Origin of the sequence: Flavobacterium sp. F52 (genome assembly GCF_000278705.1) — a bacterium.
GTDB lineage: Bacteria > Bacteroidota > Bacteroidia > Flavobacteriales > Flavobacteriaceae > Flavobacterium > Flavobacterium anhuiense.
Genome location: NZ_AKZQ01000026.1, coordinates 117,095 through 129,885 on the forward strand (window position 1 = coordinate 117,095; position 12,791 = coordinate 129,885).

The 12,791-nt window shown below is 31.9% G+C and carries 12 protein-coding genes; 9 read left to right on the forward strand and 3 right to left on the reverse strand.

Going from position 1 to position 12,791, the window contains the following annotated elements; genetic code table 11:
• Positions 1-10: 10 nt before the first annotated feature.
• Positions 11-2,194, reverse strand: a complete 2,184-nt coding sequence (gene rnr, locus FF52_RS11930) for a ribonuclease R (protein WP_008465782.1) — start codon at positions 2,192-2,194, stop codon at positions 11-13.
• A 110-nt stretch (positions 2,195-2,304) separates the two neighbouring features.
• On the opposite strand from rnr, the gene FF52_RS11935 reads away from it, so the two are divergent.
• A complete protein-coding gene (locus FF52_RS11935) occupies positions 2,305-2,538 on the forward strand; it encodes a putative signal transducing protein (RefSeq protein ID WP_008465783.1) in 234 nt (77 codons plus the stop codon).
• An 804-nt stretch (positions 2,539-3,342) separates the two neighbouring features.
• Positions 3,343-3,774 (forward strand): ribose 5-phosphate isomerase B, encoded by a 432-nt coding sequence (gene rpiB / locus FF52_RS11945; RefSeq protein ID WP_008465784.1) that lies wholly within the window; start codon positions 3,343-3,345, stop codon positions 3,772-3,774.
• 140 nt (positions 3,775-3,914) lie between these two features.
• Here rpiB and FF52_RS11950 read toward each other — a convergent pair whose 3' ends face one another.
• Positions 3,915-4,184, reverse strand: coding sequence for a DUF1294 domain-containing protein (locus tag FF52_RS11950; RefSeq protein WP_035691457.1), 270 nt, complete (start codon positions 4,182-4,184; stop codon positions 3,915-3,917).
• 116 nt (positions 4,185-4,300) lie between these two features.
• Between FF52_RS11950 and FF52_RS11955 the strand changes: the two genes are divergently transcribed.
• Positions 4,301-6,424 (forward strand): Tex family protein, encoded by a 2,124-nt coding sequence (locus tag FF52_RS11955; RefSeq protein ID WP_008465787.1) that lies wholly within the window; start codon positions 4,301-4,303, stop codon positions 6,422-6,424.
• A 91-nt stretch (positions 6,425-6,515) separates the two neighbouring features.
• Here FF52_RS11955 and FF52_RS11960 read toward each other — a convergent pair whose 3' ends face one another.
• Positions 6,516-6,695: a Sec-independent protein translocase subunit TatA/TatB gene (locus tag FF52_RS11960; protein ID WP_008465789.1), complete on the reverse strand. Its 180-nt coding sequence runs from the start codon at positions 6,693-6,695 to the stop codon at positions 6,516-6,518.
• A 213-nt stretch (positions 6,696-6,908) separates the two neighbouring features.
• Here FF52_RS11960 and FF52_RS11965 point away from each other — a divergent pair, with 213 nt between their 5' ends.
• From FF52_RS11965 to FF52_RS11990, 6 genes are all read left to right on the forward strand, one after another.
• Positions 6,909-7,415, forward strand: coding sequence for a hypothetical protein (locus FF52_RS11965; RefSeq protein ID WP_008465791.1), 507 nt, complete (start codon positions 6,909-6,911; stop codon positions 7,413-7,415).
• An 11-nt stretch (positions 7,416-7,426) separates the two neighbouring features.
• The gene (locus FF52_RS11970; RefSeq protein ID WP_008465793.1) at positions 7,427-8,914 is read left to right on the forward strand and encodes a GH3 auxin-responsive promoter family protein; all 1,488 of its coding nucleotides are present in this window, start codon (positions 7,427-7,429) and stop codon (positions 8,912-8,914) included.
• A gap of 69 nt (positions 8,915-8,983) precedes the next feature.
• Complete coding sequence (locus FF52_RS23890; RefSeq protein ID WP_052017598.1) at positions 8,984-9,196, forward strand: hypothetical protein; 213 nt, start codon at positions 8,984-8,986, stop codon at positions 9,194-9,196.
• Between the two features lie 359 nt (positions 9,197-9,555).
• Positions 9,556-11,235, forward strand: a complete 1,680-nt coding sequence (locus FF52_RS11980) for a DUF6909 family protein (protein WP_008465794.1) — start codon at positions 9,556-9,558, stop codon at positions 11,233-11,235.
• Between the two features lie 7 nt (positions 11,236-11,242).
• On the forward strand, positions 11,243-12,220 hold the full coding sequence (locus FF52_RS11985) for a hypothetical protein (RefSeq protein ID WP_008465796.1): 978 nt from the start codon (positions 11,243-11,245) through the stop codon (positions 12,218-12,220).
• Between the two features lie 42 nt (positions 12,221-12,262).
• Positions 12,263-12,787 carry a hypothetical protein gene (locus FF52_RS11990; RefSeq protein WP_008465798.1) on the forward strand — a complete coding sequence of 175 codons (525 nt, stop codon included), beginning with the start codon at positions 12,263-12,265 and terminating at the stop codon, positions 12,785-12,787.
• Positions 12,788-12,791 lie beyond the last annotated feature (4 nt).

Consider the following 12,791-nt stretch of genomic DNA (forward strand, 5'->3'; position numbering starts at 1 on the left):
AAATTAATATTTATTCTGCTCGTCTTAAAAAATGAAAATCCAGTTGTTTTTTCACTAAGTCGGCATTTTTTACTTTCACATAAATTTCGTCTCCTAACTGTAGTAAACGGTTTAAAGTTGCTCCAACCAATGCATATTGCCTTTCGTCAAAAGTATAGTAATCCTCTTTTATCTCTCTGATTCTTACCATTCCTTCACATTTGTTAGAAACGATTTCAACATAAATTCCCCATTCGGTCACACCAGAAATAACGCCAAGGAATTCTTCGTCCTGATGATCTTGCATGTATTTAACCTGCATGTATTTGATACTGTCACGCTCAGCATTTGTTGCTAAGTTTTCCATGTTTGAACAATGCAGACATTTGGTTTCATAAGTTTCTTCATCTACAGAAGCTCCTCCATCCAAATAATATTGCAGCAAACGGTGTACCATTACGTCTGGATAACGACGAATTGGCGATGTAAAATGGCTATAATAATCAAAAGCTAAACCGTAATGTCCAATATTATCGGTCGAATATTTGGCTTTACTCATACTTCTAATGGCAAGAGTATCAATAAGATTTTGTTCTTTCTTACCGTTTACTTCTTCCATCAAAGCGTTTATTGATTTTGCTATATCGCCTTTTGTTCTAAAATCAATTTTATAACCAAACTTAGCAATAACAGTTTGCATTGCAATAAGTTTATCTTCATTTGGTTCGTCGTGAATACGGTAAACAAAAGTTTTCTTTTGTTTACCAATGTATTCAGCCACTTTTCTATTGGCCAAAAGCATAAATTCTTCAATCAAATGATTGGCATCTTTTGAGATTTTGAAATAAACTCCTTCTGGTTCACCTTCTTCATTAAGATTAAATTTCACTTCTACTTTATCAAAAGAAATAGCACCTTGCTGCATTCTTTTCTTTCTCAAAATCTTAGCTAATTCATCTAGTTTCAAAGTAGCTTCAACAATTTCATCTGAAACCACATAGGATTCTCCAGTAATAGAAATATCAACTGGAATCGTATTATTTCCTTTTGTTTCAATAATATGCTGAGCCTCTTCGTAAGCAAAACGCTGATCTGAATAAATTACAGTTCTTCCAAACCACTGGTTGATAACCTGAGCTGTTGGAGAAACTTCAAATATCGCTGAGAAGGTATATTTCTCTTCATTTGGACGAAGTGAACAAGCAAAGTTAGACAATACTTCTGGAAGCATTGGCACTACTCTATCGACCAAATAAACCGAAGTAGCTCTTTGATACGCTTCATCATCTAGGATTGTTCCTTCTTCTAAATAATACGAAACATCGGCAATATGGATTCCAATTTCAAAGTTTCCATTTTCTAACTTTTTGAAAGACAAGGCATCATCAAAATCTTTTGCATCTTTTGGATCTATCGTAAACGTAAGCGTATCACGCATATCACGACGTTTTGCAATCTCAGATTCCTGAATCGAAGTATCTAGTTTTTGTGCAAAAACCTCTACTTCTACTGGAAAATCTGCTGGCAAACCATATTCAGCCAAAATAGCATGAATCTCAGTATTATGTTCTCCAGGTTTTCCTAAAACTCGAATTACAGATCCAAACGGACTATCGGCTCTTTTTGGCCAATCTTCAATCTTAACTAAAACAACATCACCGTTTTCTGCTTCACCAATTTTATCTTTAGGGATAAAAATATCGGTATACATTTTAGGATTTGCAGTAGAAACAAAAGCAAAATTTGGCTGCATATCTATTACACCTACAAATTCAGTTTTATCTCTTTCTATAACTTCAATTACTTCACCTTCAGGTCTTTTTCCTTTTCTTCTGTTATAAACGTAAACTTTTACTTTGTCTTTGTCTAAAGCACGATTCAAATTATTGGTCGGAATAAAAACATCTTCTTCAAACTCGTCACAAATAAAATATGCCGTTTTTCTGCTCGTCATATCTATCGTTCCTTCGTAGTAATCCTGGCTAATTGCTTTTACTAAATATTTTCCAGGTCCTGTTTCTATGATTTTCTTCTGAGCTGCCAGAATCTTTAGATCTTTTATAATCTGATTTCTGCTTTTTGTATCATCAAGTTCTAGCTTTGCTCCTATCTGTTTGTAATTGAATGGCTTATTAGCGTTTTGCGATAAAATCTTCAGGATTTTCCCAGAGAAATCTTTCTCTTTTTTTATCGGCTTTCTAATTTTCTTACTCATATATCTTTTCTAATAAGGTTTAAAATTACGAATAAGAAATCAGATTACAGATTTTAACAAATAGAATTATTAAAATTATAACTTTTCGTACATTTACAAAAAGACCTAATATGGAAAGCTTTAAAACGATCGCCGTATTCAATTATCTGCACGAAACCGTAGTTCTCAAACACTTACTGGAACAAGAAGGAATCCCTTATTTTTTCGAAAATGAAATGACGCTCTCAGTCGTTCCCTTGTACTCGGCTGCTCTGGGCGGAATCAAACTCAAAGTCCATCCAAACGATTTCGAAGAAGTCCAGCAAATTCTAGACAATCTCAACAATCCGCTTAAAATCGTCTGAAACAAAAATTCAAAAATCAATTTCAAATCAGAATAAAATTCAAACTCAAATCAAATTTTTTCAATTTCAACTTTTTTAGTTTTCAACATATATTAAATACAACAAAAAAGAATTTTTAAAATTTAAAAAAATTTGGTTGTTATTATAGCTTGTTAATATGTCGAATAATTTTTTTTTTGAAGCCATTGAAATCTCGTTTTACTTATTTATTCTGAGTTATCAACATAGTTATTTTTGGTTAAATGATTAATTTATAAGACTTTTTGTATTTTAATTAACAACGGTTGACAACCAAAATTGAATTGATTTTGTAGATAAGTTGATATGTTGATTTCTGTTGAAAATGGTATTTTTGATATTGATAACTTTTCCAAAAATTCACGAAACTTTTCTTGCATATTTAATTTCAGTTTTGGATTATGAAATTTTTAAAAACAACCAAAAAAAACTTCTAATTTTCTTTTCGAACTTATTAACATTTTCTGTTAACTTAAAGTTAATTGAATATCAAGCAATTACAAACTGCTATTAACACCTCAAAATTTTAACAAATATTCTGTTTATTCTTCATTGATTGTGAGATAGTTATAGAGTTATCAAAATTGTTAATAACCTTTAAGTTTTTGACAGTAAGATAGTTGTGATTGTTATTTTTCTATCACTAATTTGACGAATGACGCGAATTTATATTGGAATGTTTATATAGTATTTGAAAAGAAAAAAATTTGTGAAAATTAGTGTAATTCGTGGCAACCATTTATTAATTGAGTAAATTTGCATAACACAACTTAATAGTATAGAAAAATGAAAATTTCGATAGGAAACGACCACGCAGGACCAGAATATAAAAAAGCAATTGTTGAAATGCTTAAAGCTAGAGGATATGAAGTAACTAACTACGGTACAGATACTGATGCTTCTGTAGATTATCCAGATTTTGGACATCCAGTTGCTAATGATGTATCTGAAGGAAAAGCTGATTTTGGGATCGTAATCTGCGGAAGCGGAAACGGAATCGCAATGACTGTTAATAAACACCCGAAAGTGAGAGCTGGTTTATGCTGGACTAAAGAAATCGCGTATTTGACGCGTTTACACAATGATGCCAATATTGTGAGTATTCCAGCGAGATTTACCTCTATTCATCAAGCTGTTGAAATCGTTGAAACTTTCCTTGATACAGCGTTTGAAGGCGGAAGACACCAAAATAGAGTGAATAAAATTGCTTGCGCATAAAAAGTCAAAAAAAAATTCGGTGCTTCGCACCTATTCATAAACACACCGGGCCGATTTTTAATTTGCTCGGTTTTTTATTTTAAGTGTTTATTATTCAGTATTTTAAAATGTAATTTTTGAGTTATCAACAATATTAATATCTACTTTTTATAATTTATATAAGCAAGTATAAGAGTCACTTGAATTAGTAAAATCACGGCAAACTTCACAATAAAAGAAGTTTTACTCGTTTTATGTCTAAATAATAACATCGCTGTTAATAACCCTGGCGATCCACCAGTTAAAGCCATGAGAAATAAGGTTTTTTCGGGAACACGTCGGTTATTTTTTCGGGCTTGAGATTTGTCATATCCCGCGAAAATAAAAACGAGAATGTTTATAAATAAAAAATATAGTAATAAAACTTTCATTGGCTTAAAATTAAAAACAAAGATATTATTTTAGCCGAATGATTTACTATTTTGCAGAAACGCTTTAACAAGTAAATTATATCATTTTTAAGTAAGAAAATCATTTCATTAAAAGTATGACTAATATTCAATTCATTGCCAAGTCTGTTCAGGCACCCGCAGTCAGTATTCAAAACACAGTTAAATTATTAGAAGAGGACTGTACGATTCCGTTTATTTCGCGATATAGAAAAGACGCAACCGGAAATCTAGATGAAACTGTAATTGAGCAGATTGCAAAACTTCAAAAAGATTATGATACACTTATTAAACGTAAAGAAGCCGTTTTAAAATCTATTGAAGAGCAAAAAGCGCTTACGCCAGATTTGAAGAAAAAAATTGAAGACAGTTTTGATTTACAAGAAATAGAAGATTTTTACCTTCCATACAAAAAGAAGAAAAAAACAAAAGCTGATGTCGCTCGTGAGTTTGGTCTTGAACCTTTAGCGAAACTCATTATATCTGAAAGTGATGCCGATATCGATTTTATTTCGACTCAGTATATTAATGAAAATGTTATTAATGAAGAAGCCGCTATTCAAGGCGCAAGAGATATTGTAGCCGAGTGGATTAACGAAAATATTTATGTTCGTAAACAATTAAGAAGATTGTTTCAGCGAAAAGCGACTATTGCTACAAAAGTGGTTAAAAAGAAAGCCGAAGAAGAAGGAGCACAGAAATTCAGCCAGTATTTTGATTGGGAAGAACCGTTGACAAAAGCGCCAGCGCACCGTTTATTAGCAATGTTGCGTGCAGAAAATGAAGGTTTTATCAAAATGAAAATTGATGTTGATATAGACGATGCATATGATGTAATTGACGAAATCATCATTAAAAAACAAAATAATACAACAGCTCATTTACAATTAGCGATTGAGGACAGTTATAAACGTTTACTGAATCCAGCAATTGGAAATGAAACGTTGCAAGAAGCAAAAGCCAAGGCAGATGCGAATTCAATTCAGGTTTTCGCCAACAATTTAAGTCAGTTGTTATTGGCTCCGCCGTTGGGAGAAAAGCGTATTTTAGCAATCGATCCAGGATTTAGAAGCGGTTGTAAAGTAGTTTGTCTAGACGAAAAAGGCGATTTATTATACAACGAAACGATTTATCCGCACGCGCCTCAAAACGAGGAATCAATGGCGATAAAAAAAATCCGTTCGATGGTAAATGCTTATCAAATTGATGCCATTTCTATCGGGAACGGAACGGCTTCTCGTGAAACTGAATTTTTCATCAAAAAAATCGCGTTTGACAAACCAGTTCAAGTTTTTGTGGTTTCTGAGGCGGGAGCTTCGGTATATTCTGCTTCAAAAATTGCGAGAGAAGAATTTCCAAATTATGATGTAACAGTTCGTGGTTCGGTTTCTATTGGGCGACGCCTTTCAGATCCGTTGGCCGAATTGGTAAAAATTGATCCTAAAGCAATTGGAGTAGGGCAGTATCAGCACGATGTTGATCAGACTAAATTGAAAGAAGAATTGGATAGCACGGTAATTCGTTGTGTAAACTCAGTTGGAATTAACATCAATACAGCAAGTAAACATTTGTTAAGTTATGTGAGTGGAATCGGGGAGAAGCTGGCAGAAAACATTGTACAATACCGTTCTGAAAACGGTCCTTTTGAAGATAGAAAACAGTTGAAAAAAGTACCTCGTCTTGGAGACAAAGCGTATCAACAAGGAGCAGCGTTTATTAGAATTACAAATGCTAAAAATCCGTTGGATAATTCGGCGGTGCATCCAGAAGCTTATCCGGTTGTTGAAAAGATGGCTAAGGATTTGAATATTTCTTTGAATGAATTAATTGCAAATAAAGAGAAAACAGCGCTTATTAAGCCCGAAAAGTATGTTACGCCTGAAATTGGTTTACTTACATTAAAAGACATCATAAAAGAGCTTGAAAAGCCAGGATTAGATCCAAGAAAGTCGGCCAAGGTTTTTGAATTTGATGCCAATGTAAAATCAATCAAAGATTTGAAAACCGGAATGATATTACCAGGAATTGTGAATAACATCACCAACTTTGGCTGTTTTGTTGACATCGGAATCAAAGAAAGCGGTTTAGTTCACATTTCTCAGTTAAAAGCTGGATTTGTAAGCGATGTAAACGAAGTTGTGAAATTACATCAGCATGTTGATGTTAAAGTGACTGAAGTTGATGAAGATAGAAAGAGAATTCAGTTGACGATGATACTTTAAATTTCAAAAATAAAGTTCCAAATTCCAATTGGAACAAACAAAAAAATCCCAGACTACATTGTAATCTGGGATTTTAATTTTTTCGAATTTCTTATTTTGTTTCTTCCTCTTGTTTTTTAGAAGCAGCAGGTTGATCGTCTTTAGCAGCGTTTTTAAATTCCTTAATTCCACTTCCTAAACCTTTCATTAATTCTGGAATTTTTTTACCTCCAAAAAGTAATATCACAATACCTACGATAACAAGGATTTCTGTAAGACCTAATCTTCCCATGACTAATATATTTAATGCCGAAGCAAATTATTTTTCTTAATTATTCCGCAAAGGTATATAGAAATATACGAAATAGAAGTATTTTTAGTTTAAAATATTCGTATTAGACCGCGTTAAATATTTTATAAAATCGTAAATTATAGCTCTTCAAGTAATTTTTCGAATAAATATCATGTTGATTAATTATTATATTTGCTAGCATAAAGAAGGATAATGACTCAAAAAAAGAAAAAGAATTTTAGAAAAAAACTGTTCATTAAAAACCGGTTAGTAATTTTAAATGAAGACACTTTTGAAGAAATATTTTCTTTTAGGCTTACTTTAATGAATGTCTTTGTAACGTTTACTTTAGGAGGAATATTTCTAATTTTGGTTACTACTTTTATCATTGCTTTTACGCCCCTTCGCGAATTTATCCCTGGATATTCTTCTACAGAATTGAAACGAAATGCTACTAAACTGGCCATTAAATCAGATTCTTTAGAAACGGCTTTGAGACAAAATGAAGCTTATATAAAAGGGATTCAGAAAGTCTTAAAAGGCGAATTAGAATATTCAAAATTTAATAAAGATTCAATATTATCAGAATCTGTTGAAGATGCTTCAGATTTAAATATGAAAGCATCTGATGCTGAAATAAAACTGAGAGAAGATGTAGCCGAAACAGAAAAAGAACTGAAGGCTAAATCTCAAGACAAAAAGAAAAGTGATAAAAAATAATACCACTGAAAATGTCAATTAAGTCAATTGCGGCAAAAATATTTGCCAGAAAAATATATAAACAAACACTAAAATGGGCTCAAAAACCTGTTGAAACGCAACAAAAGATTTTTAAAAATCTGATTGAAAATGCACAAAACACCGAATTTGGAAAAGATCATCATTTTAATCAGATAAAAACTTTTGAAGATTTTCAGAAACGAGTTCCTGTAAGGGATTACGAAGATTTAAAACCTTATGTTGATAAGGTTGTAAAAGGAGAATCAGATATTTTATGGAAAGGGAAACCATTATATTTTGCCAAAACTTCGGGAACGACTTCGGGGGCGAAATTTATTCCGCTTACCAAAGAATCAATGCCTTATCATATAGAAGCGGCCAGAAATGCCATTCTACATTATATTAACGAAACTGGAAAAGCCGATTTTGTTGACGGGAAAATGATTTTTTTACAAGGAAGTCCCATCTTGACTGAGAAATACGGAATCAAATTTGGGAGACTTTCTGGAATTGTAGCACATTTTGTTCCTAAATACCTCCAGAAAAACAGAATGCCATCTTGGGAAACCAATTGTATAGAAGACTGGGAAACCAAAGTAGATGCTATTGTAGACGAAACAATAAAAGAAGATATGTCGGTTATCTCGGGAATTCCGTCTTGGGTACAGATGTATTTTGAACGTTTACAGCAAAAAAGTGGCGGTAAAAAGATTAGTGAGATATTCAAAAACTTTAATCTGTTTATCTACGGCGGTGTCAATTACGAACCATACCGTGCTAAATTTGAGCAGATGATAGGCAAAAAAGTAGACAGCATCGAATTGTTTCCTGCTTCTGAAGGATTTTTCGCGTATCAAGATTCGCAGAAAGAAAAAGGAATGTTACTACTTTTGAATTCTGGAATTTTCTACGAATTCATAAAAGCAGATGAATTTTTTAGCGAAAACCCGAAAGTCTACACCATTGGTGAAGTTGAGGTAGGAGTGAACTATGTTTTGATTATTTCTACCAATGCGGGACTTTGGCGTTATAATATTGGTGACACCGTCCAGTTTACTTCTCTGGCGCCTTACCGTGTTATAGTTTCTGGACGTATCAAACATTATATTTCTGCTTTCGGAGAACACGTTATTGCCAATGAAGTCGAAAATGCAATGAAAGAGGCTGTAAATTTAACAAATATTGTAATAAACGAGTTTACAGTCGCACCGCAAATTACTCCTGCCAGCGGTTTACCGTATCATGAGTGGCTAATTGAGTTCGAAAAAGAACCTGAAAACATGGAAGCTTTTGCCGAAACGATCGATAATTCAATGCGTAAACAGAATATTTATTACGACGATTTAATTACTGGAAATGTTTTAAGAAAAGTAGTGATTACAAAGATTTCTAAAAACGGATTTCAAGATTATATGAAATCGCAAGGAAAACTGGGTGGACAGAATAAAATTCCGAGATTATCAAATAATAGGGATATTGCGGATAATCTTACAAAATGAAATAATATTTCCAAGATTAAGCAGTTATTTATTCAGATGAATTAGGATGGATAAGTAAATGAAAATTAAATGAGTCAAGGAAAGTTTCAAAATAAATATCGTATTTCTTCAATTAGAGCTCAATGGTGGGATTATGGCTGGAATGGAGCCTATTTTATAACAATTTGTACACAAAACAGAGAACATTATTTTGGAGAAGTTCAAAATAATAAAATGATTTTATCGCATGTCGGAATTATTGCCGAACGTCGTCGCATGTCGAATTTCAAAAACCAGGTTTAAAACGTTTTCAAAACATTGGAAAAAACACCATTTCGTCAATTGTTGGATCATATAAATCTGCTGTAACAAAACACGCCAATAGATTGGGATACACGCATCAATGGCAAAAATTATTTTATGACAATATCATTAGAGACAATAATCAATATCAAAGAATTTCTGATTACATTGTTTCAAATCCAGAAAATTGGGCAAAGGATAAATTTAAAACAGATGGTAAATCCTAATTTGAAATAAACGTTATAATTAAATCACATTTTTAGTTTTCGATTGAAATAATATTAATATTTCCTACTTTCGTTTATCGAAATATTCGCATCTTCTTTAAAAATGAAGATGATTTTTAAAATAGAAAAAACATGAAAGAAACTAAACATATATCAAGATCTAGAGCGCAAGAATCATCTGCGGCTATAGAAAAAATGTACATTACAATGCGCCATTTATTCAACCGTGGTTTTTACAAACCAATGGGAGTTTCTGGCGACAGCTTGCGCGAATCATTATTGGCTTTACGTCCAGAAATTTATGGAAATATCGCGGAAGAAAAAGTAGAATTAAACGGACTTCTATATGTAATTGAGCGTCTTCCAATCGGAATTGAGCAATGCCGTTTTATTAATTTAACTTCAGACGAAGGATATTCTAAATCACATTTTCAGCCGATTGTTCCACCAAAAAGAAGAAGAAACTGCTACAGAATCGACGAAGAGCAAATGAACGTTGAGATTACTCGCGGACGTTCGGACATTTATGATATCTTAACACATTTGACTTTCATTTTTATTGAATCTCATAAAATTAAAAATAGGGTTTTAATAGACGATGGAGGAGAAGTTTCTCGTGATTGGCAGAAACTGGAACAAGCTGTTATGCAAACCAAAAAGCTTACTTTGGTAGAAAAAGAAAAAGCAATTTCTCATGTAGCAAATATTTTGGCTAGAACATTTGAAGAAGTTTTAGATATTTACGATGCTTTTGGTTCAGAAAATGCACCAGACCGTTTCTTGCACGTAATTTATTGGTTAGGAAAACTGGCGATTGAAGAAATTGTTGAAAACAACAAGCGTACCATCACTTTTAGTCCAGTTTTGCGCGAAAGATTAGGACACCATATTCACGGAGAAATTTGGGCAACAAATATTAAAGAAGTTCTAAAAGCAAACGATTTGCTGAAAAGACCAATTCACGTAATTAGTGCGAATATGCATAGTGTGATGAATTCTATTTTTGCAACGCCGTTGTTAAAAACAAAATATAAAGGAAAAACAGATTTCTTTATTTATGAAGAATTAAGCGGTTCTGGTTCAAAAGAAATTAGAGCTCAAGTAGAAGATTTAGCTTTAAAAAATGGAATGATTTCGCTGCCAGATTGTTCTGGAACCAATATTGACGTCCAGATTTTTGATACAGCCAAAATTGACTGGTCAAAAACAGCTTTTTCACATGCTAATGTAGGCGAAGAAAAACCAGTTCTAATTGTAATGGATTATGCTTTTGGAGAGCAAGCTTATGAAACTATTGACGAGCTTTTGAAACCATTCAAGAAAGAAACTTTATTGAATGTAAAATCGGTTTCGATTATGGGTAAAGCTGGAATTTTAGAAGGCGGAAAAGGAGATATCATGATTCCAACAGCACATATCAATGAAGGAACGGCAGATAATTATTTCTTCGAAAACGAATTAACAGGCGCAATGTTTGAAGGAAATGATATAGACATTTATGAAGGTGCGATGGTTACCGTTCTTGGAACTTCATTGCAAAACAGAGATTTATTGAAATTCTTCCACGAATCAACTTGGGGAGTAATTGGTCTTGAAATGGAAGGATCTTATTACCAAAAAGCGATTCAATCAGCATCTAAAATTAGAAAAAGTGTTCCTCATGATATCAAAGTTCGCTATGCTTATTATGCTTCAGATAATCCTCTGGAAACCGGAAGTACACTAGCTTCAGGCGGATTGGGAACAACCGGTGTAAAACCAACTTATTTGATTACTATTAAGATTTTAGAGCAAATTTTCAATATAAAATAAATCGTAAATGAGTACAAAAGTACCGCAGAATTCAAATGACCCAGAGATTGATTTGGTGCAGATTTCTAAAAAAATCAATATTTTTTTTGGGAGAATAAATACTTCGATTTTTAGAAGCATTCAATTCTTTATTAAAAATTGGGTAATTATCTTGATTTTAGTTGCTATTGGATTTGCTTTGGGAGTAGTTTTGGATAACGTTCAAAAAACGTATAAGCACGAGATCATTGTTACACCCAATTTTAAAAGTACAGACTATCTATATGCTAAGATTGATTTAATCAATTCAAAAATTAATGAAAGAGATACCAATTTTTTAAAAAATGTAGTAGGTATTCAACAGCCTAAAATCTTAAAAAGTATTGAAATAAAACCAATTGCAGATGTTTATAATTTCATTACTAATAAACCGGAAAATTTTCAATTAATAAAATTGATGGCTGAAGATGGTGATATAAAAAAGATTTTGGAAGACAATTTAACCAGCAAAAATTATACAAACCAATTGATAATTTTATCAACCAGTCAAAAATCATCAGATAAGAAGTTAATTCAGCCGCTTTTAAAATACTTTAACGAATCGGAATATTATTCTAAAATTCAAAAAGAAACCTATTTTAATGTTGTTTCAAAACTCAAAGAAATAGACTCTATTATTAAACAAATTGATGGTGTTTTAAGTAATTTTTCTCAAACAACAACAGGTTCTCTTAAGAATGATAAATTGGTGTATTACAATGAAAACACGCAATTAAACGATATTATTAAAACAAAAGACGCTTTACTAAATGAACAGTCTTTTCATAGAATTGAATTAATAGGTTTTGATAAAATTGTTAAAGAAAACAGTGTTTCAATTAATATTGAAAACAAAAAAAAATTCTTTCTTAAATTCAATTTTTTACTTCCATTAATTTTTTTAGTGTTGTTTGTATTCTGGATCAAATCCAGAAGTTTTTATAGAAAGCAACAGTTACTTACTTGATAAAAAAATTAAATAAATATTTTTAAAAGTTAATTTTAATAAATGAAAGCAAAATTTCTTAGTTTTCTAACTATTTCACTATCATTAATAATTGGATCTTGTCAAAATTCCTTTAAAACAGAAACGCAGAAACAAAAAGATAATTATTCGATTGAAATAGAAGGGCTTTTTCAAAAAAATGACAAATTGGAAGTTTATTATTTAGTAGAGGGAAAAGATTGGAGTAATGAAAATTCTATTTCACAGGCAATTTATGCATCTAATAAAATGCAAAAAATAGTTTTAGATTTACCTCAAGATGTCACACCAAAAAATCTTAGAGTAGATTTAGGAGTAAATCCAAGTCAATCTTATGTTACTATAAAAAATATTGTAATAAAATTTAAAGATAAATCGCTTGATGGAGGAAACGAAATCTTTCTTGACTGGTTTACGCCCAATGAATTTGTGACTTGGGACATGAATTATTATGGATATAAATTAAGCTCGGTAAATGGTTCTTATGATCCATATTTGTTGGGAAATGATTTATTAATGGATAAAATGGCTAATGAATTGAAGCAATAGTTCA

What these genes read in the sequence shown, in the direction of transcription:
- rnr (WP_008465782.1), bottom strand. Translation starts at nt 2,194, where the DNA reads ATGAGTAAGAAAATTAGAAAGCCGATAAAAAAAGAGAAAGATTTCTCT.
- FF52_RS11935 (WP_008465783.1), top strand. Translation starts at nt 2,305, where the DNA reads ATGGAAAGCTTTAAAACGATCGCCGTATTCAATTATCTGCACGAAACC.
- rpiB (WP_008465784.1), top strand. Translation starts at nt 3,343, where the DNA reads ATGAAAATTTCGATAGGAAACGACCACGCAGGACCAGAATATAAAAAA.
- FF52_RS11950 (WP_035691457.1), bottom strand. Translation starts at nt 4,184, where the DNA reads ATGAAAGTTTTATTACTATATTTTTTATTTATAAACATTCTCGTTTTT.
- FF52_RS11955 (WP_008465787.1), top strand. Translation starts at nt 4,301, where the DNA reads ATGACTAATATTCAATTCATTGCCAAGTCTGTTCAGGCACCCGCAGTC.
- FF52_RS11960 (WP_008465789.1), bottom strand. Translation starts at nt 6,695, where the DNA reads ATGGGAAGATTAGGTCTTACAGAAATCCTTGTTATCGTAGGTATTGTG.
- FF52_RS11965 (WP_008465791.1), top strand. Translation starts at nt 6,909, where the DNA reads ATGACTCAAAAAAAGAAAAAGAATTTTAGAAAAAAACTGTTCATTAAA.
- FF52_RS11970 (WP_008465793.1), top strand. Translation starts at nt 7,427, where the DNA reads ATGTCAATTAAGTCAATTGCGGCAAAAATATTTGCCAGAAAAATATAT.
- FF52_RS23890 (WP_052017598.1), top strand. Translation starts at nt 8,984, where the DNA reads ATGAGTCAAGGAAAGTTTCAAAATAAATATCGTATTTCTTCAATTAGA.
- FF52_RS11980 (WP_008465794.1), top strand. Translation starts at nt 9,556, where the DNA reads ATGAAAGAAACTAAACATATATCAAGATCTAGAGCGCAAGAATCATCT.
- FF52_RS11985 (WP_008465796.1), top strand. Translation starts at nt 11,243, where the DNA reads ATGAGTACAAAAGTACCGCAGAATTCAAATGACCCAGAGATTGATTTG.
- FF52_RS11990 (WP_008465798.1), top strand. Translation starts at nt 12,263, where the DNA reads ATGAAAGCAAAATTTCTTAGTTTTCTAACTATTTCACTATCATTAATA.